Origin of the sequence: Rhodovulum sp. P5 (assembly GCF_002079305.1) — a bacterium.
Lineage (GTDB): Bacteria > Pseudomonadota > Alphaproteobacteria > Rhodobacterales > Rhodobacteraceae > Rhodovulum.
In genome coordinates, this window is the sequence record NZ_CP015039.1 from 2,411,751 (window position 1) to 2,435,399 (window position 23,649).

Annotated in this window: 20 protein-coding genes and 1 tRNA gene; 13 read left to right on the plus strand and 8 right to left on the minus strand. The window is 62.1% G+C overall.

Going from position 1 to position 23,649, the window contains the following annotated elements; translation table 11 throughout:
* Positions 1-56: 56 nt before the first annotated feature.
* Entirely contained in the window at positions 57-899 is an 843-nt protein-coding gene (locus RGUI_RS11675) for a methyltransferase domain-containing protein (RefSeq protein ID WP_081533224.1), read from the minus strand.
* A 45-nt stretch (positions 900-944) separates the two neighbouring features.
* On the opposite strand from RGUI_RS11675, the gene RGUI_RS11680 reads away from it, so the two are divergent.
* The 4 genes from RGUI_RS11680 to RGUI_RS11695 are packed head-to-tail and all read left to right on the plus strand — an operon-like array spanning position 945 to position 3,234.
* The gene (locus tag RGUI_RS11680) at positions 945-1,664 is read left to right on the plus strand and encodes a ComF family protein (protein ID WP_081533225.1); all 720 of its coding nucleotides are present in this window, start codon (positions 945-947) and stop codon (positions 1,662-1,664) included.
* A 35-nt stretch (positions 1,665-1,699) separates the two neighbouring features.
* On the plus strand, positions 1,700-1,957 hold the full coding sequence (gene grxC, locus RGUI_RS11685; protein WP_081533226.1) for a glutaredoxin 3: 258 nt from the start codon (positions 1,700-1,702) through the stop codon (positions 1,955-1,957).
* 6 nt (positions 1,958-1,963) lie between these two features.
* Complete coding sequence (locus tag RGUI_RS11690; protein WP_081533227.1) at positions 1,964-2,797, plus strand: carbon-nitrogen hydrolase family protein; 834 nt, start codon at positions 1,964-1,966, stop codon at positions 2,795-2,797.
* The gene (locus RGUI_RS11695; protein ID WP_081533228.1) at positions 2,794-3,234 is read left to right on the plus strand and encodes a MarR family winged helix-turn-helix transcriptional regulator; all 441 of its coding nucleotides are present in this window, start codon (positions 2,794-2,796) and stop codon (positions 3,232-3,234) included. Before RGUI_RS11690 ends, RGUI_RS11695 begins: the two co-directional genes overlap by 4 nt.
* Positions 3,235-3,355: 121 nt before the next feature.
* Here RGUI_RS11695 and ubiG read toward each other — a convergent pair whose 3' ends face one another.
* On the minus strand, positions 3,356-4,102 hold the full coding sequence (gene ubiG, locus RGUI_RS11700; RefSeq protein ID WP_081533229.1) for a bifunctional 2-polyprenyl-6-hydroxyphenol methylase/3-demethylubiquinol 3-O-methyltransferase UbiG: 747 nt from the start codon (positions 4,100-4,102) through the stop codon (positions 3,356-3,358).
* Between the two features lie 71 nt (positions 4,103-4,173).
* Between ubiG and pip the strand changes: the two genes are divergently transcribed.
* From pip to infB, 6 genes are all read left to right on the plus strand, one after another.
* Complete coding sequence (pip, locus tag RGUI_RS11705) at positions 4,174-5,163, plus strand: prolyl aminopeptidase (RefSeq protein WP_081533230.1); 990 nt, start codon at positions 4,174-4,176, stop codon at positions 5,161-5,163.
* 6 nt (positions 5,164-5,169) lie between these two features.
* Positions 5,170-5,796, plus strand: a complete 627-nt coding sequence (locus RGUI_RS11710) for a bifunctional 2-polyprenyl-6-hydroxyphenol methylase/3-demethylubiquinol 3-O-methyltransferase UbiG (RefSeq protein ID WP_081533231.1) — start codon at positions 5,170-5,172, stop codon at positions 5,794-5,796.
* Between the two features lie 158 nt (positions 5,797-5,954).
* Positions 5,955-6,548: a ribosome maturation factor RimP gene (rimP, locus tag RGUI_RS11715; RefSeq protein WP_172841131.1), complete on the plus strand. Its 594-nt coding sequence runs from the start codon at positions 5,955-5,957 to the stop codon at positions 6,546-6,548.
* Between the two features lie 3 nt (positions 6,549-6,551).
* The gene (gene nusA / locus RGUI_RS11720; protein ID WP_081533232.1) at positions 6,552-8,180 is read left to right on the plus strand and encodes a transcription termination factor NusA; all 1,629 of its coding nucleotides are present in this window, start codon (positions 6,552-6,554) and stop codon (positions 8,178-8,180) included.
* Positions 8,181-8,202: 22 nt separating this feature from the next.
* Positions 8,203-8,823 carry an RNA-binding protein gene (locus tag RGUI_RS11725; RefSeq protein ID WP_081533233.1) on the plus strand — a complete coding sequence of 207 codons (621 nt, stop codon included), beginning with the start codon at positions 8,203-8,205 and terminating at the stop codon, positions 8,821-8,823.
* 7 nt (positions 8,824-8,830) lie between these two features.
* The gene (gene infB, locus RGUI_RS11730; RefSeq protein ID WP_081533234.1) at positions 8,831-11,350 is read left to right on the plus strand and encodes a translation initiation factor IF-2; all 2,520 of its coding nucleotides are present in this window, start codon (positions 8,831-8,833) and stop codon (positions 11,348-11,350) included.
* A 345-nt stretch (positions 11,351-11,695) separates the two neighbouring features.
* On the opposite strand, the gene mutT is transcribed toward infB, so the two are convergent.
* From mutT to RGUI_RS11745, 3 genes are read right to left on the minus strand one after another with little or no spacing between them, the layout of a single operon-like run.
* The gene (mutT, locus tag RGUI_RS11735; RefSeq protein ID WP_081533235.1) at positions 11,696-12,094 is read right to left on the minus strand and encodes an 8-oxo-dGTP diphosphatase MutT; all 399 of its coding nucleotides are present in this window, start codon (positions 12,092-12,094) and stop codon (positions 11,696-11,698) included.
* Entirely contained in the window at positions 12,091-13,461 is a 1,371-nt protein-coding gene (gene argJ / locus RGUI_RS11740) for a bifunctional glutamate N-acetyltransferase/amino-acid acetyltransferase ArgJ (RefSeq protein WP_081533236.1), read from the minus strand. The genes mutT and argJ overlap by 4 nt, the downstream gene beginning before the upstream one ends.
* A 21-nt stretch (positions 13,462-13,482) precedes the next feature.
* The gene (locus tag RGUI_RS11745; RefSeq protein ID WP_081533237.1) at positions 13,483-14,328 is read right to left on the minus strand and encodes a peptidylprolyl isomerase; all 846 of its coding nucleotides are present in this window, start codon (positions 14,326-14,328) and stop codon (positions 13,483-13,485) included.
* Between the two features lie 182 nt (positions 14,329-14,510).
* Between RGUI_RS11745 and secA the strand changes: the two genes are divergently transcribed.
* Entirely contained in the window at positions 14,511-17,234 is a 2,724-nt protein-coding gene (gene secA, locus RGUI_RS11750) for a preprotein translocase subunit SecA (RefSeq protein WP_081533238.1), read from the plus strand.
* Between the two features lie 133 nt (positions 17,235-17,367).
* A tRNA-Cys gene (locus tag RGUI_RS11755) sits at positions 17,368-17,441 on the plus strand.
* Between the two features lie 243 nt (positions 17,442-17,684).
* On the opposite strand, the gene RGUI_RS11760 is transcribed toward RGUI_RS11755, so the two are convergent.
* Both RGUI_RS11760 and RGUI_RS11765 read right to left on the minus strand, forming a co-directional pair.
* Entirely contained in the window at positions 17,685-18,695 is a 1,011-nt protein-coding gene (locus RGUI_RS11760) for a site-specific integrase (protein WP_081533239.1), read from the minus strand.
* Positions 18,682-18,891 (minus strand): hypothetical protein, encoded by a 210-nt coding sequence (locus RGUI_RS11765; RefSeq protein WP_081533240.1) that lies wholly within the window; start codon positions 18,889-18,891, stop codon positions 18,682-18,684. The genes RGUI_RS11760 and RGUI_RS11765 overlap by 14 nt, the downstream gene beginning before the upstream one ends.
* Before the next feature lie 1,245 nt (positions 18,892-20,136).
* Between RGUI_RS11765 and RGUI_RS11770 the strand changes: the two genes are divergently transcribed.
* Positions 20,137-21,699 (plus strand): RNA-directed DNA polymerase, encoded by a 1,563-nt coding sequence (locus RGUI_RS11770; protein ID WP_081533241.1) that lies wholly within the window; start codon positions 20,137-20,139, stop codon positions 21,697-21,699.
* Positions 21,700-21,744: 45 nt separating this feature from the next.
* Here RGUI_RS11770 and RGUI_RS11775 read toward each other — a convergent pair whose 3' ends face one another.
* A complete protein-coding gene (locus RGUI_RS11775; protein ID WP_081532493.1) occupies positions 21,745-23,391 on the minus strand; it encodes an IS1634 family transposase in 1,647 nt (548 codons plus the stop codon).
* Positions 23,392-23,649 lie beyond the last annotated feature (258 nt).

The window sequence follows — 23,649 nt, forward strand, 5'->3', positions numbered from 1 at the left end:
TCTAGATCACTCTTCAATTTAGAATTCCTCGGGAAATAAACATATTCTGACGGTGGTCAATCGGACTGCTCACCCGATCTGCCGGAAAAGCCTTGCTCTTTCGTTCCCAGCGCCGCGGCCAGACGCGTTTGCGCGGACCCGGGTCTAAGCGCTTTCGGTTGGATTTCGGAAGGCGCCCACCCGGTTAGGTAGATCATTTCGACCGTCGCGGGAATGCGTCCATCCGGCCCGGCATGGGCGTCGGCATAGCGGCGCGCAGCCTCGGGGAAGAGCGCGCGCGGCGGGACGCGGCGGTGGCGCGCGGTCAGCGCATTGGTTTCGCCCATCGCCCTGAGGTCTGCCATCAGGTGAAAAAGTGTTTCGTAGGTAACGGTTTGCGTCGCGGCATCGGCCACTGGCAGCGCGAAACCGGCCCGCTGCAGCAGCGCGCCGAGATCGCGGATTTCGGCCATCGGCACCACGCGCGGGGACAGACCGCCGGTCAGTGCGGTTTCCACCTCGGCCAGGATCGCGCGCAACTCGTGCAGGCTGCGGCCGCCGAACAGGACGCCCACGAACAACCCATCCGGTTTCAGGGCGCGGCGGCACTGGACCAGTTGTCCGACGGGATCGTTCGACCAGTGCAGCGTCAGCGCATGGATCACAAGGTCGTGTGCGGCGGGTTCAAGCGACAGGTGGTCGGCATCGGGTACGAATCTGGCCCCGGGAAACCGATCTTCCCAGACCTCGGGGAAACCGGACACGACCGCGGGCGCCGTAAAGGTTCTGTTAACCTCGGCCAGCCTTTCCTGAATCTCGTCGGCCGCCAATTCATGCAGGAACAGCGCCGGGGCGCGCCGGGCGCGGGTCCGGTGCTGCAAAAGGGCGGTTCGGTCGGTCAGGTCGGGTGGTGCGGTCATCGGGCCTCCGGGCTGTCGCGAGGGGAATGTAGGAAACCGGTGCACATGATTCAAAGCGCGCTTCGTCTCGTCTACCCGCCGCGCTGCGTGTCCTGTGGCGATCTGGTCGAGCGGGACTTTGCCCTGTGCCCCCGATGCTGGGGCGAAATGGGGTTTCTCTCGGGCCTGGTGTGCGACAGTTGCGGGGTGCCCCTGCCCGGAGAGGACAGCGGCGGGCCGGACTATTGCGATGAGTGCCTGACGCGGCCGCGGCCCTGGACCCGGGGGCGGGCGGCCTTTCTCTACCGCGACAGGGCGCGGGCGCTGGTTCTGGCGTTCAAGCATGGCGACCGGACGGACCTTGCCCGGCCAGCGGCGGACTGGATGCTGCGGGCCGCCGGGCTGATCCTGCAACCCGGGATGCTGGCGGCACCCGTGCCGCTCCATCGCTGGCGGCTTCTGTCGCGGCGCTATAACCAGTCGGCCCTCTTGTCGGCGCGGATTGCCGGGCGTGCCGGCCTTGAACATGTGCCCGACCTGTTGCGGCGCATCCGGCGGACGGCGGTTCAGGACGGGATGGGGGTCGAGGCCCGGTATGCCAATATCGACGGTGCCCTTGCCGTCACGCCCCGCCATCAAGACCGCTTGAGGGACCGTCAGGTGTTGCTGGTCGATGATGTGATGACGTCGGGCGCAACCTTGACCGCGGCAGCGGAGGCTTGCTTTGCGGCGGGGGCCGCGGATGTCCGCATTCTTGTTCTGGCCCGCGTTGCGAAAGCCGACTAGCGGCCTATAGTTCTGCCAAACACCGGAAAGACCAGATGCAACAGATCGAGATATATACCTCCGCCTATTGCGGATACTGCCGGGCGGCCAAACGACTGCTGGATGACAAGGGCGTCAGCTATTCGGAAATCGATGTCGGCCTGCAGCCGCAGCTGCGCCAGCAGATGATGGCCCGCGCCCATGGGCGCCACACGGTTCCGCAGATTTTCATCGGGGAAACCCATGTCGGGGGCTGCGATGAGCTTTATGCGCTGGAGCGTGAGGGAAAGCTCGATCCACTTCTTGCTGGCTGAGCGGGCATGCACGCGGCCCTGATCCAGATGACGTCCGGCGATCTGCCGGGGGAAAACCTGCCGGTCACGCGGGCGATGATTCGAGAGGCGGCGGGGGCCGGCGCCGGGTTCGTTCTGACGCCGGAGGTGACCAACTGCCTGTCGTCAAGTCGGGCACATCAGCGAAAAGTGCTGCAGGATGAGGCAGATGACCCAACCCTTTCTGCGTTGCGGCAAGAGGCCGCGGATCTTGGGGTTTGGCTGCTGATCGGGTCGCTTGGCCTGACGACGGATGACCCCGATGGGCGTTTTGCCAACCGGTCCTTCCTGATTGCCCCGGACGGGTCGGTCGCGGCATGGTACGACAAGATCCATATGTTCGATGTGCAGATCAGTGAAACCGAAAGCTACCGCGAGTCGGAAGGCTATCGGCCCGGGGCGCGCGCGGTGACGGCTGAGACGCCGTTCGGCAAGATCGGGATGTCGATCTGCTACGACCTGCGCTTTGCCTATCTGTATCGGGCGCTTGCCCATGCAGGTGCCGAGATCCTGACCGTGCCTGCCGCGTTTTCCCCCGTCACCGGCGCCGCCCATTGGGAGCCGCTTCTGCGCGCCCGCGCCATCGAGACGGGGTGTTACGTTCTGGCGCCGGCCCAATGCGGGTTGCATCCCGCGACGGAGGGGCGGCCGCGGCGCACCCACGGGCACAGCCTTGCGGTCTCTCCCTGGGGGGAAGTGCTGGCCGATGGTGGCGAGGCGCCGGGCATCGTTTATGTCGATCTCGACAGGGAGGAGGTCGCCAGGGCCCGGGCCCGTGTGCCGTCGATCACCCATGACCGGCCGTTCGAGCCGCCGGCATGAGCGAAGCCAGCGACAGTCTGGCCGTGTCGCTTTTCTCGGAAATCCTGATGGCCGATCAATTGGCGCGCAGCCGGATCTCCAAGGCGCTGCCCAAGGGGATGGAGTTGAGCCATTTCTCGGTGCTCAACCACCTTGCCCATCTGAACGAGGAACGCAGCCCCGCACAACTGGCCGCCGCGCTGCACGTCACCAAGGGCGCCATGACCAATACGCTGAGCCGTCTGGACTGGGCGGGTCATGTGCATATCCGCCCCGACTGGGACGACGCGCGGCGCAAGATGGTGTCGATCAGCCCCGCGGGGCGCGCGGCCCGCGAGGCCGCGATTCAGGCGATGGCACCGGTTTTGAGCGCGGCGGTGGCCGATATCGGGGAAGAAAAGTTGCGCTCTGCCCTGCCGGTCTTGCGGATGCTGCGCCAGAGGCTGGAGCGGCCCTGATGCCATAGAGATGATCTGGAACGCGCCCCGGGTTCGACCCCGGGGCCTGTTCCGTGCCGCGCAGTAGGGAGAGGGGAGGCCCCGGATCAAGTCCGGGGCTGGGGTGGTGTGAACCGACGGGTCAGGACGGCTTGATCGCGGCGGTGACGTAATTCACGCTCAGATCGCGGCTCGACAGCGACCACGACCACGAAATCGGGTTGAACACGAAACCGGTGCGATCCACCGGGTTCATCCCTGCCTGCTCGATCAGGTTGCACAGCTCATCGGGTGTGATGAACTTGGCGTATTCATGGGTGCCCTTGGGCAGCCACCGCATCACGTATTCCGCGCCGAAGATCGCCATCACGAAGCTTTTCGGGTTGCGGTTGATCGTGGAACACAGGTGCAGCCCGCCCGGTTTCAGCAAGACCCGGCAGGCGGTCAGATAGGCCAGCGGGTCGGCCACATGTTCCACCACTTCCATGTTCAGGACGACATCGAACTGTTCGCCCGCCTCGGCCAACGCCTCGGCCGTGGTGTGGCGATAGTCGATATCCAGCCCCGATTGTTCGGCATGGATGCGGGCCACGGGAATGTTGCGCTCGGCCGCATCGGCGCCGACGACCGTCGCGCCAAGCCGCGCCATCGGTTCCGACAGCAGCCCGCCGCCGCAACCGATATCCAGCAGGCGCAGGTCCGCAAAGGGAGTGTCAGCGGACAAATCCCGGTCGAACTCTGCCGCGATCTGGCGGGTGATATAGTCCAGCCGGCAGGGGTTGAGCATGTGCAGCGGTTTGAACTTGCCGTTGGGGTCCCACCATTCCGCGGCCATTGCCTCGAATTTTGCGACTTCCGAAGGGTCGACGGTGGTCTCTGCTGCTTGCATCACGGGCTCCGTTCCTGTCTTCTGTGATCGCCCCTTGGGCTTCTTCACTCCCGCGTCTATATAGGCGGTCCATGGACAGATCCGCAGGCCAAAAGCGCGCATCGCAACATCTTTACCCGCCGGCCGACCCGTTCGACCAGCGCATGGTCGACGTGGGCGACGGGCATCGCCTGTATGTCGAACAGTGTGGAAATCCCGACGGGATCCCGGTTGTGGTGCTGCATGGCGGCCCCGGTGGCGGCTGCAGCCCCGCGATGCGGCGCTATTTCGACCCAAGCGAGTATCGGGTGATTCTGTTCGATCAGCGCGGTTGCGGACGGTCGCGCCCCCATGCCAGCGTCGAGGCCAACACCACCTGGCATCTCGTCGCGGATATCGAGACGATCCGGGAAGAGCTTGGTATCGACCGCTGGGTCCTCTTCGGCGGAAGCTGGGGCGCCACGCTGGCGCTGGTCTATGCCCAGACCCATCCCGACCATGTCGCCTATATGGTGCTGCGCGGCGTCTTCCTTATGACGCAGGCAGAGCTTGACTGGTTCTACGGCGGCGGCGCCGGCCAGTTCTGGCCCGATCTCTGGGCCCGGTTTGCCAAGCTGATCCCCGAGGATGAGCAGGGCGACATGATCGCCGCCTATCACAAGCGGCTCTTTTCCGGCGATATGATGCTGGAAACCCGCTACGCCCGCGCCTGGGCGTCCTGGGAAAACGCGCTGGCCTCGATCCAGCATGAGGGCCCGGCGGGCGAGGCCCCGGCGGATTATGCCCGCGCCTTCGCCCGGCTTGAGAATCACTATTTCCTCAATCGCGGCTTCCTCGACCGGGATCGGCAGATTCTGGAGGATGTTCCGACGATCTCCCACATTCCGGCCACCATCGTGCAGGGTCGGTATGACATGGTTTGCCCCCCGGCTTCTGCCTGGGCGCTGGCCGAACATTGGGATCGGGCGGAGTTGAAGATGGTGCCGCTGGCGGGCCATGCCCTGTCCGAACCGGGGATCAGCGCGGAACTGGTGCGCACGATGCACAATGTGCAGCGCCGGGCAACGCAATTGGGGCTGTAGACCAAGATGAGTGTGAATGTCCGGTTCTGGGACCGTCTGGCCCGTCGGTATGCGCGGATGCCACTGCGCGATCCCGAAACCTATGAGGAAAAGCTGACGCGCACGCGGGCCCATTTTTCGCCCGAGATGGAAGTGTTCGAATTCGGCTGCGGCACCGGGTCGACGGCGCTGGCCCATGCGCCCTTCGTGAAACAGGTCACCGCGATCGACTGTTCGGCCAACATGATCGAGATCGCGCAGGAAAAGGCGCTGGCCGAGGGCATCGACAATGTGCGGTTCGAGGTCGCCCGGCTGGAAGACATGGGCCTGCGCCCGGGTTGTTATGACATGGTCATGGCGCACAATGTCCTGCACCTGCTTGAGGATCGGAAGGGCGCGCTGGCCCATGTGCACGAGATGCTGCGCCCGAATGGTGTGTTCGTCTCCAGCACCGCCTGCGCGGCAAGCGCGCCGCTTTTGTTCCGGATCATCGTCAAGCTGGGGCACATGGTGCAGCTGTTGCCGCTGTTCCACCTGCTGACCGAGGACCGCCTGAAGGCCGATATCGAGGCGGCCGGGTTCAAGATCGTTGATGAATGGCTGCCCGAGGGCGGTCGGTCCGCGCTGTTCCTGATCGCGCGGAAGGTGGGCTGACGGGCGTCTTCGGACCGGGCCGCAACATAATCTTCTTGCACGGGAGGGGCTTTCGTCCTATACGCCCCTCAACAACGGCGGATCGGCCTCCACCCCCGACCCTCCACCGGTGGAATATGCACGGGCCGTTGGCCCGTTTTTTTATGTCTGGATGTTCCATGGCCGACCTCATCGCCAAGACCGCCATCGACCGGCGCCTGGCCGAGATCCTGACCCCCGTGATCGAGGGGATGGGCTTTGAACTGGTGCGCGTTCGCCTGATGGGCGGCAAGACCAAGACGCTTCAGGTCATGGCCGAGCGTCCCGAGGGCGGGATCGAGGTCGACGACTGCGCCGAGATTTCGATTGCGATCTCGGCCGTCATGGATGTCGAGGATCCGATCGAGGATGCCTATACGCTTGAGGTCTCCAGCCCCGGGATCGACCGCCCCCTGACCCGGCTGAAGGATTTCGAGACCTGGGACGGTTACGAGGCCAAGCTGGAAACCGCGGAGTTGATCGACGGGCGCCGCCGCTTCAAGGGCGTGCTGGCCGGGGTCGAGGGCAACGAGGTGCTGATCGAAATCGACGGCCCCGAGGGCGAACCGATCACCATCGGGCTCGATTACGAGTGGCTGTCGGATGCCAAGCTGGTGCTGACCGATGAATTGATCCGCGACATGCTGAGGGCGCGGAAGGATGCGGGTGTGGTGGACGAATCCGCCTTTGACGAGATCGAGACGGATCAGGCATCCGTCCCGCAGGAGGAGTAAGAGATGGCGATTACCTCTGCCAACCAGTTGGAACTGCTGCAAACCGCCGAGGCGGTCGCGCGCGAGAAGATGATCGACCCCGATCTGGTCGTGCAGGCGATGGAAGAGAGCCTCGCCCGGGCGGCGAAGTCCCGCTATGGCGCCGAGATGGACATTCGCGTCGCCATCGACCGCAAGACCGGCAAGGCGACCTTCACCCGCGTGCGCACCGTGGTCGAGGATGAGGAGCTTGAGAACTATCAGGCGGAACTGACCGTTGCCCAGGCCAAGCAGTATCTCGACAATCCGCAGGTTGGCGACACCATCGTGGACGAGGTGCCACCCGTCGAACTGGGCCGGATCGCCGCGCAAAGTGCCAAGCAGGTCATCCTTCAGAAGGTGCGCGAGGCCGAGCGCGACCGGCAATACGAGGAATTCAAGGACCGCGCCGGCACCATCATCAACGGGCAGGTCAAGCGCGAGGAATACGGCAACGTCATCGTCGATATCGGCCGGGGTGAGGGCATCCTGCGCCGTAACGAAAAAATCGGCCGTGAAAGCTATCGCCCGAACGACCGGATTCGTTGCTATATCAAGGATGTCCGGCGCGAGACGCGGGGACCGCAGGTGTTCCTGTCGCGCACGGACCCGCAGTTCATGGCCGAGCTGTTCAAGATGGAAGTGCCGGAAATCTATGACGGCATCATCGAGATCAAGGCCGTGGCCCGCGATCCGGGCAGCCGCGCCAAGATTGCCGTGATTTCCTACGACAACTCCATCGATCCGGTCGGCGCCTGTGTCGGTATGCGGGGGTCCCGCGTGCAGGCCGTGGTGAACGAGCTTCAGGGCGAGAAGATCGACATCATCCCCTGGAACGAGGATCAGGCGACCTTCCTTGTGAACGCGCTGCAACCGGCCGAGGTGTCGAAGGTCGTGATCGACGAGGAAGCCGGTAAGATCGAGGTCGTGGTCCCGGATGAGCAACTGTCGCTGGCCATCGGGCGGCGTGGCCAGAACGTGCGCCTTGCCAGCCAGTTGACCGGTCTCGACATCGACATCATGACCGAGGCGGAGGAAAGCCAGCGTCGTCAGGCCGAGTTCGAGGAACGCACCCGGCTGTTCATGGATACGCTCGATCTGGACGAGTTCTTCGCCCAGCTTCTGGTCTCTGAAGGCTTCACCAACCTCGAAGAAGTCGCCTATGTCGATGTCGATGAACTTCTGGTCATCGATGGTGTGGACGAGGGCACGGCGGCCGAGTTGCAGGCCCGGGCCCGCGACTTCCTGGAAGAACAGAACCGCAAGGCGCTGGATCATGCCCGCGAATTGGGCGTGGAAGACAGCCTTGTTGACTTTGAGGGTCTTACACCCCAGATGATTGAGGCCTTGGCGTCTGACGGTATCAAGACGCTTGAGGACTTCGCGACCTGTGCGGACTGGGAACTTGCCGGTGGCTGGACAACCGTCGACGGCGAGCGGGTCAAGGACGATGGTCTTCTGGAGAAATTCGACGTTTCGCTGGAAGAGGCCCAGACCCTCGTGATGACCGCCCGAATCCAGTTGGGCTGGGTCGATCCTGCCGAACTGGAGTCCGACGAGGAAGAGGACGAAGAGGCCGGCGAAGAAGACGTTCAGGAGGAGGCCGGGGTCTGATCCCCGGTTTCGGGCGGGGCGTATGACGCGGGGCGGTGCGGCAAAGGCGAAGGACGGGCCCGAACGGCGCTGCATCGTGACCGGAGAGGTGCAGCCCAAGGCTGGGCTGATCCGCTTTGTGGTCGCCCCCGACGGGCAGATCGTTCCGGACCTGTTGGGTAAACTGCCGGGCCGGGGCATCTGGGTGAGCGCAGATCGAGACGCGCTGCAAACGGCGATGAAGAAGCGGCTCTTTGCCCGCGCCGCGCGTCAACAGGTTGCGGTTGCAGAGGACCTGTTGCAGGTGCTTGAGGCGGGTCTTTTGCGCCGGGTGACCGAAGGGTTGGCGCTGGCGCGCAAGGCCGGGCAGGCGGTCGCGGGCTATGAAAAGGTCAAGGCATGGCTCGACACCGGGCAGGCGGCGGTGCTGATCCAGGCCCATGACGGGTCGGCGCGGGGCAAGTCCAAGCTGAAACCGCCGCGTCGGAATGACGGATATATCGGCTGTTTGTCATCCTCGGAATTGGGTTTGGCATTCGGCAGGGAAAGTGTGATACATGGCGCGCTTGCGACTGGCGGACTCACTGAACGTGTAGTAGAGGATGCCGCCAAGCTTTCGGGCGTGCGCAAGAAGATCGGGGAAGACGTCCCCGGAAAGGGTTGAAGGCCTTATGAGCGATAGTGACGGCAAGAAGACACTCGGTTTGCGCGGCGGCTCGCGTTCCGGTCAGGTGAAGCAGAGCTTTTCCCATGGCCGTACCAAGAACGTGGTGGTCGAGACCAAGCGCAAGCGCGTTGTCGTGCCCAAGCAGGGCGCCGGGAAATCCGGTGCCGGCGGCGCGGCCGGGGGTGATCCGTCGAAACGTCCCGCAGGCATTTCCGACGCGGAGATGGAGCGCCGGCTGAAGGCGCTTCAGGCGGCCAAGGCGCGCGAGGCCGAAGAGGCCAAGCAACGCGAGGAGGACGAGCGCCAGCGCGAGATCGAGCGTCAGCGCCGCCGCGAGGAACAGGAAGCCAAGGAGCGCGAGCAGCGCGAGATCGAGGAAGCGGCCCGCCGCAAGGCGGAAGCCGAGGCCGAAGAAGCCGAGCGCAAGAAACGCGAGGCCGAAGAAGCCGCCAAGAAGAAGGCGGCAGAGGCGGCGAAGCCTGCGCCCAAAGCGGCCGCTGAACCCGCCGCCGAGAACGATCCGGCCAAGGCCGCACCCAAAACCGCGACGCCGCGCAAGACTGATCGTGAGCGTGAACGCACCGACGACCGCCCGGCCCGCGGCAAGGGCAAGGACGACAGCCGTCGTTCTGGCAAGCTGACCGTCAACCAGGCCCTGTCCGGTCGCGAAGGCGGTCGGCAACGGTCGCTTGCCGCGATGAAGCGCAAGCAGGAACGGATGCGGCAGAAGGCCATGGGCGGTGCCGAGAGCCGTGAAAAGGTCGTGCGCGATGTGCAGTTGCCGGAGACCATCGTGGTTTCCGAACTTGCCAACCGGATGGCCGAACGCGTGGCTGACGTCGTCAAGGCGCTGATGCAGAACGGCATGATGGTCACGCAGAACCAGTCCATCGACGCCGATACCGCGGAACTGATCGTCGAGGAATTCGGCCATCGCGTGCAGCGCGTCAGCGATGCCGATGTCGAGGACGTGATCGCGACTGTCGAGGACAAGGCCGATGACCTTGAGGGCCGCCCGCCGGTCATCACGATCATGGGCCATGTCGACCACGGCAAGACCTCGCTTCTGGACGCGATCCGAAATGCCAAGGTCGTGGCGGGCGAGGCCGGCGGTATCACCCAGCATATCGGCGCCTATCAGGTCACGACCGACAGCGGCACGACGCTGACCTTCCTCGACACGCCGGGCCACGCCGCCTTTACGTCGATGCGCGCACGGGGTGCACAGGTGACCGATATCGTGGTGCTGGTTGTGGCGGCTGACGATGCGGTGATGCCGCAGACGATCGAGGCGATCAATCACGCCAAGGCCGCCAAGGTCCCGATGATCATCGCGATCAACAAGATCGACAAGCCCGCGGCCAATCCCGACAAGGTTCGTACCGATCTGCTCCAGCACGAAGTCATCGTCGAGAAGATGTCGGGCGAGGTGCAGGATGTCGAAGTGTCCGCCCATACCGGGCAGGGCCTTGACGAGCTTCTGGAGGCGATCGCGCTGCAGTCGGAGATCCTTGAACTCAAGGCCAATCCCGAACGCGCCGCCGAAGGTGCCGTGATCGAGGCGCAGCTTGATGTCGGCCGCGGCCCCGTTGCGACGGTGCTGGTGCAGAAGGGCACGCTGCGCCAGGGCGATATCTTCGTCGTGGGTGAGCAGTGGGGCAAGGTGCGTGCGCTGGTCAACGACAAGGGTGAGCGGGTCAAGGAAGCCGGACCGTCAGTGCCGGTCGAGGTTCTGGGCCTGAACGGCACGCCCGAGGCGGGCGATGTGCTGAACGTGGTCGAGACCGAGGCGCAGGCGCGCGAGATCGCCGAATACCGCCACGAAAAGGCCAAGGAAAAGCGCGCGGCTGCCGGGGCGGCCACGACGCTGGAACAGCTCATGGCGAAGGCCAAGGAAGACGAGAATGTTCAGGAGCTTCCGGTTCTCGTCAAGGCGGATGTGCAAGGGTCGGCCGAGGCCATCGTTCAGGCGATGGAAAAGATCGGTAACGAAGAGGTCCGCGTGCGTGTCCTGCATGCCGGTGTCGGCGCGATCACCGAAACCGATGTGGGCCTGGCCGAGGCCTCTGGCGCGCCGGTCTTCGGGTTCAACGTCCGGGCTAACGCGCCCGCACGGAACGCGGCCAACCAGAAGGGTGTGGAAATCCGCTATTACAGCGTGATCTACGATCTTGTGGATGATGTGAAGGCGGCGGCGTCCGGTCTGCTTGGGGCCGAGATTCGCGAGAACTTCATCGGCTATGCCCAGATCAAGGAGGTCTTCAAGGTCTCCGGCGTCGGTAAGGTTGCGGGCTGTCTGGTGACCGAGGGCGTGGCCCGGCGCAGCGCAGGCGTTCGCCTGCTGCGCGACGATGTCGTGATCCACGAAGGCACGTTGAAGACGCTCAAGCGCTTCAAGGACGAGGTCGCCGAGGTCCAGTCCGGTCAGGAATGCGGCATGGCCTTTGAGAATTACGACGATATCCGCCCGGGCGATGTCATCGAGATCTTCGAGCGGCAGGAGGTCGAGCGTACGCTCGCATGATTTCCGGCCGACTGTCTGTTTGACGATAAAGGGGCGCCCATCAAGGCGCCCCTTTTCTTGGTCGCGTGAGTGGAAAGCCGCCGCCTAGGCGGTCGCGTTGACCGGAAGGCCTTCGTAAAGCCGCTGTCCCACGCGAACCACGATCTTGCCGTCTGCGAGGTGTCGAACGAAGGAACCCTGGACCGAAACACAGGTTCCCAACAGGATTGTGCGAATCATGAGTCTGCCGTTTCCATTTTTGCAACAAAATTACTTTAGCAATAAGTTCGTAAACATGATACGTACAAAAACCGCGCAGAGCTTGGAATTTTGCCCGCTAAGACGCTCAAAAACCTGGCATTTGCGTTAAAGCAGGTCACGAAGGACGGGAATTAGCGGAATATCGGCAGGCGGCATCGGGTACTTGCCCAGATCCTTTGCAAATGCCCATTTCAGCACCTGCCCTTCATGCCCATGCACCTGGCCCCGCCATTTACGGCAGGCAAAGACCGGCATCAGCAAGTGGAAGTCGTCATAGCTGTGGCTGGCAAAGGACAGCGGGGCGAGGCAGGTCTGCGCCACCTCGATCCCCAGTTCCTCCTGCAACTCTCGGATCAGGGCGGCCTCGGGCGTTTCGCCGACTTCGACCTTGCCGCCCGGAAACTCCCACATCCCGGCCATCGACTTGCCTTCAGGCCGCTGGGCCAGAAGCACGCGATTGTCGGCGTCGATCAGCGCCACCGCGGACACAAGAACCAGTTTCATGAGCGGTAATCTGCGTTGATCTCGATATAGCGCTTGGTCAGATCGCAGGTCCACACGGTGGCCGCGCCATTGCCCAGACCCAGATCGACGCCGATGACCAGATCGTCCCGTTTCATGTAGGCAGCGCCGGCTTCCTCGGCATAGCCGGGCGAAACCCAGCCCTTTTCCGCGACCAGTATGTCGCCGAAGCGGATCGACAGGCTGTCCCGGTCGGCCTTGGCGCCCGACTTGCCCACCGCCATCACGATCCGGCCCCAATTGGGATCTTCGCCGGCAACGGCCGTCTTGACCAGCGGCGAATTGGCGATTGCCATGGCGGCCTTCTTGGCATCGGCGTTGCTGGCGGCCCCGGTCACGGCGACCTCGACGAATTTCGTGGCGCCCTCGCCATCCCGAACGACCTGATGGGCCAGGTCGAGCATCACGCCCCGCAGGGCGTCCTGAAACTCGCGCGCGGCCTTGCTGCGCAGATCGGTGATTTCGGGGGCGGGTGACCGGCCCGTTGCGGCAAGAAGCAGGGTGTCGGAGGTCGACGTATCGCTGTCGACGGTGATGCAGTTGAAGGTCTCGTCCGTCACACGGCCCAGAAGCCGCTGCAGCGGTTCCCGGGCGATTTTCGCATCGGTGAAGATGTAGACCAGCATCGTCGCCATGTCGGGCGCGATCATGCCGGAGCCTTTGGCGATCCCCGCGATGCGGATGGTCTCGCCCTCGATCTCGACCGTGCGCCCGGCACCCTTGGCGAAGGTGTCGGTGGTCATGATGGCGCGGGCGGCGCGTGGCATGGCCTGCGGGGACAGGTCTGCCACCAGATTGTCCAGGACCGTGGTGATGCGGTCATGGGGCAGGACTTCTCCGATCACGCCGGTGGAACTGGAAAACACGCGGGACGCGGGCACGCCAGCAGCCTTTGCAACGGCCTCGGTCACGGTGTGCACGGCCTGTTCCCCGTTCTTGCCGGTAAAGGCATTGGCGTTGCCGGAGTTGACAAGAATGGCCGCGCCCTGCCTTGCACCCGAATAGTGTGACAGCTTTTGCTGGCAGTCGAGCACGGGCGCCGATCGCGTTGCCGACCGTGTGAACACCCCGGCGATCTGCGTCCCCGGGGCCAGGCGCGCCAGCATCACGTCAAGCCGACCCTTGTAGCGGACCCCGGCCTCGGCCGCGGCGAATTCGACGCCTTCGATCACGGGAAGATCGGGAAAGCCACCGGCGGGTGCCAGCGGCGAAATCGTCGGGACCTTGGCCGGCACCTTCTGGGCGACGATTTCCAGTTCCTGACGCAACCGGGCGACTTCGCGCTTCAGCGGTTTGACCTTGGCGTTCTTGATCTTCTTTTCGATCTTTTTCTTCTTGTCTTTGCCCATCTGTTCCTTCGCCCCTTGGCCTTAGTCGTTCAGAAGGTCCCGGTTTTTCAGAAGCGCGGGATCGATATCGACTGCGGGCCGGGTGATATCGGCCGCGGCGGTGATGTCCTCGATGGCATTGGCCATGGCGTCCTGCTGGATCTTTTCGATCAGATCGGCCCGAACGTCGTCCAGCCGCGGCGCCTCGGCCAGCCGGGTGTCGTTCAGCTTGATGACGTGCCATCCGAACTGGGTCTCGACCGGTTCCGAAACCTCGCCGGGTTTCATCTTCAGCACCGCGTCTTCGAAGGGTTTGACCATCATGCCTTCGGTGAACCAGCCCAGATCGCCGCCATTCGGGCCGGAGGGGCCGATGGATTTCTCGCGGGCAAGTTTCACGAAATTGGCGCCGCTCTCAAGCTCTCCGATGATGGCCTCTGCTTCTTCCCGTGTCTCTACAAGGATGTGCGAGGCATTGAACTCCTTGTCGGGATGGTCGGTGGAATAGGTGGCTTCATACGCCTCGCGCACCGCGTCCTCTGTCACCGCGCGTTCGGCGACCCGCGACAGCGCTTCGCCCGCGATGAAGGAGCGTTGCTCGTTTTCAAGCGCCAGTCGCGCGCCAAGCGACAGATCCGTGCCGATGCTGTCGACAACGGCGGTCTGGCGGATCAACTGGTCCAGAACCGCAGAATAGAGCACGTCATCGGGCAGTTGCTGGTATTCCGCCGGAAGCTGTGCCCGCGTGACGATCATGTGGCCCAGCGTGATTTCGGTGTTCCCCACGCGCGCCACGACGGTGTCGGCGCTGATCTCCTCGGCGGCAAGGGGCAGGGCAAGACCCCCGGCAAGGACCAGCGCGACAAGCGGTCTGAAGGCAAAATGCATCGGGGTACTCCTTGCGGGCCGCGCGACTGGGCGGCGTTGACTCCATTCCGGCCGACCCTTACATCGCAGATGATTTTTGGGGCCCGCTGGCGTTTGCAGGCCACTTCTATTGCCGCGAACCAAGGCGGGCAAGCGTCCGTCGAACAACAACCTGTCAGATACGCATTCGCCGCGGAGAAAACATGCTGGGCATCGGAACAGTCACGAAGAAGGTCTTTGGGACCCGCAACGACCGCATGGTCAAGAAGGTCCGCCCGATCGTCAATCGGATCAACGAGCTGGAGCCGGACTTCGAGGGGCTGACCGACGAGGGGCTGAAGGAAAAGACCCAGGAGTTCATCCGCCGCCACCAGCAAGGCGAAAGCCTTGATGACCTGCTGCCCGAAGCCTTCGCCAACTGCCGCGAGGCCGCGCGCCGCGCGCTGGGCCTTCGGGCCTTCAACGTGCAGCTTGTGGGCGGCATCTTCCTGCATCGCGGCAACATCGCCGAGATGAAGACGGGCGAGGGCAAGACGCTGGTTGCAACCTTCCCCGCCTATCTGAACGCGCTGACGGGCAAGGCGGTGCATATCGTCACGGTCAACGACTATCTGGCCAAGCGCGACGCGGAATGGATGGGCAAGGTCTTTGCCGCGCTGGGCATGACCACCGGATGCGTCTACCCCTATCAGGGCGATGTGGAAAAGCGTGCCGCCTATGCCGCCGACATCACCTATGGCACCAATAACGAGTTCGGCTTCGACTATCTGCGCGACAACATGAAGTCGGAGCTGAAGGACATGGCCCAGCGGGGCCACTACTTTGCCATCGTAGACGAGGTCGACTCGATCCTGATTGACGAGGCACGGACGCCGCTGATCATTTCCGGCCCCAGCCAGGACCGGTCGGAACTTTACAAGACCCTCGACGCGGTCGCCCCCGAACTGGTCGAGGAGCACTACAAGCTCGACGAAAAGACGCGCAACGTGACCTTCACCGAAGAAGGCAACGAGTTCATGGAGAGCCGTCTGCATGAGCTTGGCATCCTGCCCGAGGGGCAGTCGATGTATGACCCCGAAAGCACGACCATCGTCCACCACGCCCAGCAGGCCCTGCGTGCGCACAAGCTGTTCCTGAAGGACCGCGACTACATCGTCCGCGACGGCGAGGTGATGCTGATCGACGAGTTCACCGGCCGGATGATGCGCGGGCGCCGCCTGTCCGACGGTCTGCACCAGGCCATCGAGGCAAAGGAAGGCGTGACGATCCAGCCCGAGAACGTGACGCTGGCATCGGTCACCTTCCAGAACTACTTCCGCCTTTACGACACGCTCGCCGGCATGACCGGGACCGCCGCCACCGAGGCCGAGGAATTCATGCAGATCTACGGCCTTGGCGTGGTGGAGATCCCCACCAACATGCCGATCGCCCGGATCGACGAACACGACGCCGTCTATCGGACCGGCGACGAGAAGAATAACGCCATCGTTGAAACGATCCGCGAGGCGCACAAGCGCGGCCAGCCGCTTCTGGTCGGCACCACCTCGATCGAGAAGTCCGAGATACTGTCGGAGCTTCTGAAGAAGGAAAAGATCGAGCACAACGTTCTGAACGCGCGCCACCACGAACAGGAAGCCAAGATCGTCGCAGAGGCCGGCCGCTATGGGGCTGTGACCATCGCCACCAACATGGCCGGGCGCGGCACCGACATCCAGCTTGGCGGCAATGTCGAGATGAAGGTGATGGAGGCGCTGGACGCCGACCCGAACGCCCATCCCGACGAGGTGCGCCAGAAGATCGAGGCCGAACACGCCGACGAAAAGCGCCGCGTGCTTGCCGCCGGTGGCCTGTTCGTTCTTGGCACCGAACGCCACGAATCCCGCCGCATCGACAACCAGTTGCGCGGCCGTTCGGGCCGTCAGGGCGACCCGGGGCGGTCCGCCTTCTTCCTGTCGTTGCAGGACGACCTGATGCGCATCTTCGGCTCCGAACGTCTGGACAAGGTGCTCTCGACCCTCGGCATGCAGGAGGGCGAGGCGATCATGCACCCCTGGGTGAACAAGTCGCTGGAAAAGGCCCAGGCCAAGGTCGAGGGGCGCAACTTCGACATCCGAAAGCAGTTGCTGAAATTCGACGACGTGATGAACGAACAGCGGAAGGTCATCTTCTCCCAACGCCGTGAGATCATGGAGGCTGACGACCTCTCCGACATCGTGCAGGACATGCGCCAGCAGGTGATCGACGATCTGGTCGAACAATACATGCCGCCGAAGTCCTATGCCGACCAGTGGGACACTCAGGGCCTGAACAACGCGCTGATCGAACAGCTGAACCTGGACGCTCCCGTCGCCGCATGGGCCGATGAGGAAGGCGTCGACGACGAGGATATTCGCGAGCGGCTTTACACCGCCGCGGACGAGGCGATGGCGGCGAAGGCGGCGCAGTTCGGCCCCGAGGCGATGCGCACCGTCGAAAAGCAGGTCCTGCTTCAGACCATCGACACGAAATGGCGCGAACATCTTCTGCGGTTGGAGCATCTGCGCTCCGTCATCGGGTTCCGCGGCTATGCCCAGCGTGATCCGCTGAACGAATACAAGACCGAGGCCTTCGCGCTGTTTGAGTCGCTGTTGAACGGTCTGCGGGAGGATGTCAGCCAGAAACTTGGCATGATCCGCCCGCTGACCGAGGATGAACAGGCAGAGATGATGCGCCAGATGGCCGAGCAGCAGGCGCGCCTTGATGCCGCGGCGGCGGCCGGTCGCGCGGCCCATCCCGGCCTGCCGGGCAGCCCGCCGGCAGCGCCCGAAGGGGCTGTCGAGGGATTCGATGAAACCCGCCCCGAAACATGGGGAAACCCCGGCCGAAACGATCCGTGCCCCTGCGGTTCCGGCAAGAAGTTCAAGCATTGCCACGGCCAACTGGCCTGACCGCCTGATCCGGGGTCCCGTCGCAACACGGGGCCCCGACGCGGGTTCAAGGGCTGCCCTGTGGCGCCCGTCGCACCAGCGCAGATAACGGCTTGACGCCCCCGAACTAGCCACCTATTCAGAAGACCGCTCTGGCGAGTTGGCGGAGTGGTGACGCAGCGGATTGCAAATCCGTGTACACCGGTTCGATTCCGGTACTCGCCTCCATTTACTTTCAATGGCTTAGCGCCCTATTGGGCCGTCAAGAGCACCTCCGTCTAGGAATGTCTAAACAATCGTCTAAACATTCTGTTTTTGTTCCGTTCTATACAGAAGGCGGAACGGCCCGGATGATCAGACGCATATGAGGCGCGTGATCGCGCAAGATAGACGAGCTCAGGCGCTAGTCGGCCTGACCCGAGGAAGCTCATGGCTAGCGATGTGAAGGCGTTCCGATGTAACGCAGCCTGCCTAGCGCGGGCTGCTTTGTTCAGTTCGTTTTTGCTGGGCCTGCAAGGCGCGGACCTTCTGACGCACCTTCTTGGTGTAGTGCAGCACCATTGCCGGACTCTGGCCCGTTACGGCCGCGACCAGATCGTCCCCGCAGCCCGCTTCTACGAGCTCACAGGCCGCGTTGTAGCGCCAGCTGTGAATGTCATAGTCCAGCGCGCCAATGGTGTCCCTGACCTTCCTGACGGCCTGTGAGGCCCCGCGATATGACCAACGGTTCGTTCCCCGTTCGTTGGTCAGGATGAAGACCGAAAGCCGCGTGGAGGCATCGAGTGCGGCTTGCAACTCTGGCAAGATCGGAACCCAGAGTTCCTTGCCGGTCTTGTTCTGGCGAATGACGACTCCGCCATCTTGAATGTCGGACCAGCGCATTTCCAGCACATCGCCAATTCGCTGCCCGGTGCCAACACAGAGCTCCATGACGAGGCGCTCACGCGTACCCAGCGGGCAGCTGGTGCGGTAGGCTTCGAGCAACTCTCTGGGCCAAGGTTCGCGCTCCTTGCGCGCCGTCTTGAGCTCCTGGACACCCTTGGCAGGGTTGGTGTCTCGCCAGCCCAAATCAACGCAATGCTCCATGAGGACCCGTAGGACGCGCAGTGAGTAGTTTGCGAAGTAGGCCTTGTCGGCATTCGCATCCCGAAGCCGGATGACGTCCTTGCGCATCATGTTCGCAGGATTGGCCTCGCCCATGATCGAGCAGAAGAAGTCGAGGTACTTGTCGTAATCCAGTGCCGTGCGCGGTTTGAGCTTCCGGTATCTTGGTGACCCACGGTAGTCTTTGACGAGGGCAGCGAAATTCCGAGTGATGACCCGCTTGGGCGGTGCTTCACCCGCAAGAATATCTGCATACTCCTGCCAAAACTCGGGAGTTCCAAATTCGTTTTGCAGCTTCCGCGACGGCCACCCCCGGCGCTGGAAGTACAGACCGTTCCGCTGGCGGTAAACGTGTTTTGGAAGCTCACGTTTTGCCATGGCGCATATCGATTCTGTCGAATTCGTCAGCCATCGTGTCTGAGGTTAGCACAATCTCGATCCTACGTCCCTCCACTGCGATCCGGCTTACCGACTTGCCCGCACCCTCCAGCGCATTGAGCAGATCAAGCGCCTTCTTTTCCAGACTGCTTCCTGCCACGTTCCTCTCGCTCCCTTCCGCGTTGGTTTTGCGCATCCTGTTGGCTGAATGAGGAAGCTCTCCTCATGCAAAGCACTGATAGGTCCTCGATAGGCAGCGAGCTCGGAACGCAGCAACAACAACTTTGCGGAGGTGTCACTAAGTGCAACAGCGCTTTTGTAACAATTCGTTACCCGATAGCGCCGTTCCGGCGCCCGAATTGTGCGCCTGATCCCAGTTGTGGGACGCGGCACACACAAACAAACGCGTGCCGCTGCCACTACTATTTTCCGATGCATACGTGACCCGATCCCGCCTGATGGTGCACCAAATCCCCAAGTGACCCTAGTCGGGATCGGTGTCACTAAGTGCAACCACTGACAAGAGGTGTGTGTATGTGGGCCGCCTCCCGCCCCCTCCGATCCTTGCGTCTCCGGGGGTGGGAGGCTCGCGTCAGCCCTCACATCGTGTGCCTGCTTGCCATGGAAGGCGGTCTGCAGGGCCAGCAGCGCAGCGGTGATTAGAGAGCTTCGAACTAGCTTTGTGCTTCGCGGAATAGCGATCTCGAATTTGTCTCGCGTGAGAGGGCTAGGCCGACGCAAAAACGACTGCGTCGAAGGCCCCTCAGTTCGCTTTCAAACCCTCGCCCTTAAAGTATAACCCATGGAATCGGCACACGTTTCCTTCAGGCGCCCGGCTGAGCCAGGTGACATAGCGGGTAGGCGGAGGCCATACTCCAGACATTCGCTGTCATCGGCGCTCAGGTTTGCCCGGCGGGGCTTTCCGGCCGTTCGCCGCCCGCGCTCGATTTGCGCTAGGGCTGTGAGAAACGAGCAAGGTAGGGGCAGAGACCTCCCGTACGCCACTGTCCGCTCGAATGGCAGCGATACGCACGTGGCCGTTTATCAGGTGACTTGATCTGGGCCTCGCATTTACAATCTCGACGCGCCAGAGTGCAACAAAGTCTTCACGATCAAGTCCCCCTCTTGCCAGCGAGTTCACGCGGTCCGATAACTAAGCGAACAACGTGCGAGGCCTGTTTTGCAATCTCCGAAGTTTCAGTTTCTAAAAGATGATATCAGGGATGTTTTCGATATCAGCCTGTTGAAGGATGAGTGGAAAAGGCGAACGAAGCCGCAAATAAGGAAGCAACTCGTATTTGATGCAATTGAGTATAGAGACATTGACCAAGATATATCGCACCTACTTCAACGTGTTCGAAGAGAGGTCAGCGAAGGGAGCTATGTCGTCCGAAGGCCGAAGAGATACCTGACTGAAAAATCTCGCGGCCTTTGCCGTCAAATGACCTTGATACACCCAAGAGACCTGCTCGTTCTGGAAAGGCTTTCTAGGTCGGTCTACTTCGAATTGAAACTCAAAGCTCCGAGCAAGTCAGCATTCTTCGAGCCAGACGACGGAAAATTTGCGAAGGGTTTCAGGCAAAGCGACTTTGAGTACGGGTCCTTTGCAAGCTGGAAGAAGTTTCAGAAAAGCATCTTTGGCTTTGCAAAGGAGAATGACTACATAGTCATTACTGATGTGGCGAACTTCTACGACTTCATCAACTTTCAACATTTAAGAAACATCGTCTCTTCGCTGGCGGACATCCGGGAGTCTATTCTCGACCTCCTAATTCATGTATTGAACCGCCTAACATGGACGCCAGATTTCATGCCTTTGACACAAGTGGGTATGCCTCAGATTGAGACATCAGCCACACGTGTTTTGGCGAACGCTATGCTCTATGAGGTGGACAAGGTTTGCGAGCACTCAGCGGTCTCTAACTACGCTAGATTCATGGATGACATAGATGTTGGCGTGGCTTGTGTTGAGAAAGCCAAAGCCATTGTTCGGGATATTGACCTGACCCTGCAATCACGCCAACTCAGGCTCAACTCTTCAAAAACTCGAATATTATCACGGCAAGAGGCCTTCACGCATTTCTGCATATCTGAAAATATGACTCTGTCGCGGATAGAAGCGTTTACCGAGAAGGGGCGATTCCTAACTCTTGCCAAGGCAATCTTGACATCGAAATATGAGACCTGGCTTCACCGGTCCCCCGATGGCGGGCCGGGCGAGAATTCCCGTTTCATTCGGGGCAATGGGCCGAAAATCCACAAGCGTGTATTGAGTTTGATCTACGAGGTGGGAGGCGCTGTCAGTGATGAGGACCTTCTCTGGCAGGTCGAGTACAATCCATCTATGCGACCGACAGCGCTGCGATACCTCTCAAGGACACGTAGAGGAAACACAGTCCTCAAGAAATTGATCACAATGGTGAAAAGTGGCGTGTTCGTCGACGATGCTGCATATGTAGATGTCGCTGGCTTCATGCTTCACGCTAAGTTTCGAAAGACCCACGCATGCACGTTGCGAGCGGAGGAGTTTTGTAAGCTCGCTGCTTCGACGAGCGATATTGGCTTGCACAGTGCAATATTTGTGTCAGCGCGCTTTCTCGCTCGCTCAAAAATACAAAGACTTCTGGATAACAACGTCGAACGAATTTCAGATGACTTCTGGCTCAGCCGAGCCGCGGCGGGCCTGACATCTCTATTCATTGGGGAATCCGAATGGGGGAAATATCTCGACTTCCTTCGCAGTTTAAACTCGCCAGATGCCGAAGACGTGTACGAGTATCTGCTGTCGATAAGTAGCTCGACGAGCTTTACTCAATCCCTCAAAGCCTACATCAAAGCTCCAAATCACACCTTTCCTCAGGCACTTTTCTTTCCCAAGGTCCTGATTCTACTGGCGGTGGCGAAAAACGTCAGCAGCGCAGCATTGGCTCCTAACCTCCATGTGGATCACCCCGCGCTCAAGAAGGACCCCTCAAGTTCACCAGTAAAACGCGTAAGTGATTGATATCGTTATGGCGAGATTGGCCAAAATGTAACTACGCGAGGGTGATCAGGCGGGTTTTGGCAGGTTCAGGGTGTCGAAGAGGTCCAGTTGTTCGGGGGTCGGGGTGGTGAGGCCGTCGAGCTTTCGGTCGGCGATCCGGGCTTCGTGGCGGTGGATGCGCGCGAGCATGTCGAGGGCGGTTCGTGGGCTGGCGTCATGTCCTTTTGCCTTCAGCCGCATGCGCATGACGCGGTAGAGGACGAGGGCGAGAAAGCAGATCAGCGCGTGGGCGCGGATGCGGTCGGGCAGCCGATGGTGGACGGGGGCGATCTCGATATCGGATTTCAGGACGCGGAAGCCGCGTTCGATATCGGCCAGCGACTTGTAGCGGGTCACGGTTGCGGTCGGCGTCAGGTCGGGGGCATTGGTCAGCAGGGCGAGCTTGCCGTCGAAGAGTTCGGCTCGGGCGACGGCGTCTTCGTCGATGCTGTAGCTGAACCGGTCGGCCTGCAGGTCTGCCTTGAGGAACCGGGTCAGTTCGGCCTCGGCCACGGCGCGCGTGAAGCGGCTATAGGCGCCGCGGTCGGAGGCGCGGCGGCCCCGCGCCGTCTGGCCGTCGTCTTGCGCATCGAGCTTGGCGACCATCTTTTCGGCCTGGGCTTCAAGTTCGGCGATGCGGGCGCGACGTCGTTCGGATTGGTCGGCGGCTCGAACGGGATCATGGGCGACGATCAGGCGATGGCCGGCAAAATTGCTTTCCGCCAGGCCGCCTTCGTCGAAGGCAAGGCCCCGAAAGGTCTCGACCAGATCGGCATAGCGACGGGCGGGGACGGCGAGGATGAACTCCAGCTTGCGGTCGTCCTGATCGGCCAGGGCGGTCAGTTCGTCGATGTTTTCAAGGCTGAGCAGGCCACGGTCGGCGACCAGGATGACACGCTGCACGGGAAACCGCTGCAACACCGTCTGCAGCATGCCCTGCAGGGTTTTCGTCTCCCCGACATTGCCGGGGTGGACCGTGTGCATGAGCGGCAGGCCGTCGGCGGTTTGCACGACGCCGAGCACGAATTGCCGGGCGATGCCACCGGTTTCCTTGTTCATGCCATAGGCGCGGAGGTCGTCGTCAACCTCTCCGTCGCCATGGATGCGCACCGTGGTCAGGTCGTAGAAGACCACGGCCAGGTCCCGATCGACCAGCGGACGGATTTGTCTGGCCAGTTCCATCTCGACCCGCTCGGCATGGTCCATCAGCGCATCCATGGCGCGGAGCAGATGTTGATGCGTGACGGTGTCCGGCATCGCCGGCATGGCGACCGTTTCCAGCCAGCGCAGGCAGCCCAGCTTGCTTGTGGGGTCGCACAACCGATTGAACACCATGGCGCGGACCAGCGCCTCCACGTCGACTTTCCGCTTGCCGGAACGCAGCGCACGGCCGAGGGCATGATCGAAACCAAGGTCCTTCCACAACTCGTGCAGGGCAAAGACGTCGCCATAGCTGCGCGCCGCCTCGTAGGTGATCTCGGCCTTCTCGGGCTCGACCCGACCCGCGGCGCGACTGAGCCCCCGGATCAGCGCATCGAGCTGGCCATCCTTCATCCCGTCCACGCGCCCCAGATTGGCCACGACGCGCAGCCGGGGCTTGCCCGCCTCGTTACGGAAGGACTCGACAATCTGCAGATAGCGACGCCCGCCGCTCTCGGTGATGCGCGTGAACATGGCATGCAGGATATCGCACGTTTGGGCGCATTCATAGGGTCTTAAACATCATAACGTGTAACTACACGACTTCGGCCGAACTGCCCACCTCGCGCGCCTTAAGCTATTGAAATCCCATACCTGCGCTGAACGCGCTCACGCAGATTCCCCCGGATTTTGTCGAAGTTCGGGGACCCGTACTACGCTCAAATGGGTTTCTGAAACCGGGTAAGCTTCAGGTGCTCTGTGCCGCAGCAGTGGGACGTTCGCGAGAGGCTG

Bases quoted from the DNA above. Each gene is read 5' to 3' on its own strand.
- infB (WP_081533234.1), top strand. From the start codon at position 8,831: ATGAGCGATAGTGACGGCAAGAAGACACTCGGTTTGCGCGGCGGCTCG.
- ubiG (WP_081533229.1), bottom strand. From the start codon at position 4,102: ATGCAAGCAGCAGAGACCACCGTCGACCCTTCGGAAGTCGCAAAATTC.
- RGUI_RS11680 (WP_081533225.1), top strand. From the start codon at position 945: ATGATTCAAAGCGCGCTTCGTCTCGTCTACCCGCCGCGCTGCGTGTCC.
- RGUI_RS11760 (WP_081533239.1), bottom strand. From the start codon at position 18,695: ATGGCAAAACGTGAGCTTCCAAAACACGTTTACCGCCAGCGGAACGGT.
- RGUI_RS11725 (WP_081533233.1), top strand. From the start codon at position 8,203: ATGACGCGGGGCGGTGCGGCAAAGGCGAAGGACGGGCCCGAACGGCGC.
- grxC (WP_081533226.1), top strand. From the start codon at position 1,700: ATGCAACAGATCGAGATATATACCTCCGCCTATTGCGGATACTGCCGG.
- nusA (WP_081533232.1), top strand. From the start codon at position 6,552: ATGGCGATTACCTCTGCCAACCAGTTGGAACTGCTGCAAACCGCCGAG.
- RGUI_RS11675 (WP_081533224.1), bottom strand. From the start codon at position 899: ATGACCGCACCACCCGACCTGACCGACCGAACCGCCCTTTTGCAGCAC.
- RGUI_RS11710 (WP_081533231.1), top strand. From the start codon at position 5,170: ATGAGTGTGAATGTCCGGTTCTGGGACCGTCTGGCCCGTCGGTATGCG.
- RGUI_RS11745 (WP_081533237.1), bottom strand. From the start codon at position 14,328: ATGCATTTTGCCTTCAGACCGCTTGTCGCGCTGGTCCTTGCCGGGGGT.
- RGUI_RS11770 (WP_081533241.1), top strand. From the start codon at position 20,137: ATGACCTTGATACACCCAAGAGACCTGCTCGTTCTGGAAAGGCTTTCT.
- RGUI_RS11775 (WP_081532493.1), bottom strand. From the start codon at position 23,391: ATGTTCACGCGCATCACCGAGAGCGGCGGGCGTCGCTATCTGCAGATT.
- mutT (WP_081533235.1), bottom strand. From the start codon at position 12,094: ATGAAACTGGTTCTTGTGTCCGCGGTGGCGCTGATCGACGCCGACAAT.
- rimP (WP_172841131.1), top strand. From the start codon at position 5,955: ATGGCCGACCTCATCGCCAAGACCGCCATCGACCGGCGCCTGGCCGAG.
- argJ (WP_081533236.1), bottom strand. From the start codon at position 13,461: ATGGGCAAAGACAAGAAGAAAAAGATCGAAAAGAAGATCAAGAACGCC.
- pip (WP_081533230.1), top strand. From the start codon at position 4,174: ATGGACAGATCCGCAGGCCAAAAGCGCGCATCGCAACATCTTTACCCG.
- RGUI_RS11690 (WP_081533227.1), top strand. From the start codon at position 1,964: ATGCACGCGGCCCTGATCCAGATGACGTCCGGCGATCTGCCGGGGGAA.
- secA (WP_081533238.1), top strand. From the start codon at position 14,511: ATGCTGGGCATCGGAACAGTCACGAAGAAGGTCTTTGGGACCCGCAAC.
- RGUI_RS11765 (WP_081533240.1), bottom strand. From the start codon at position 18,891: ATGCGCAAAACCAACGCGGAAGGGAGCGAGAGGAACGTGGCAGGAAGC.
- RGUI_RS11695 (WP_081533228.1), top strand. From the start codon at position 2,794: ATGAGCGAAGCCAGCGACAGTCTGGCCGTGTCGCTTTTCTCGGAAATC.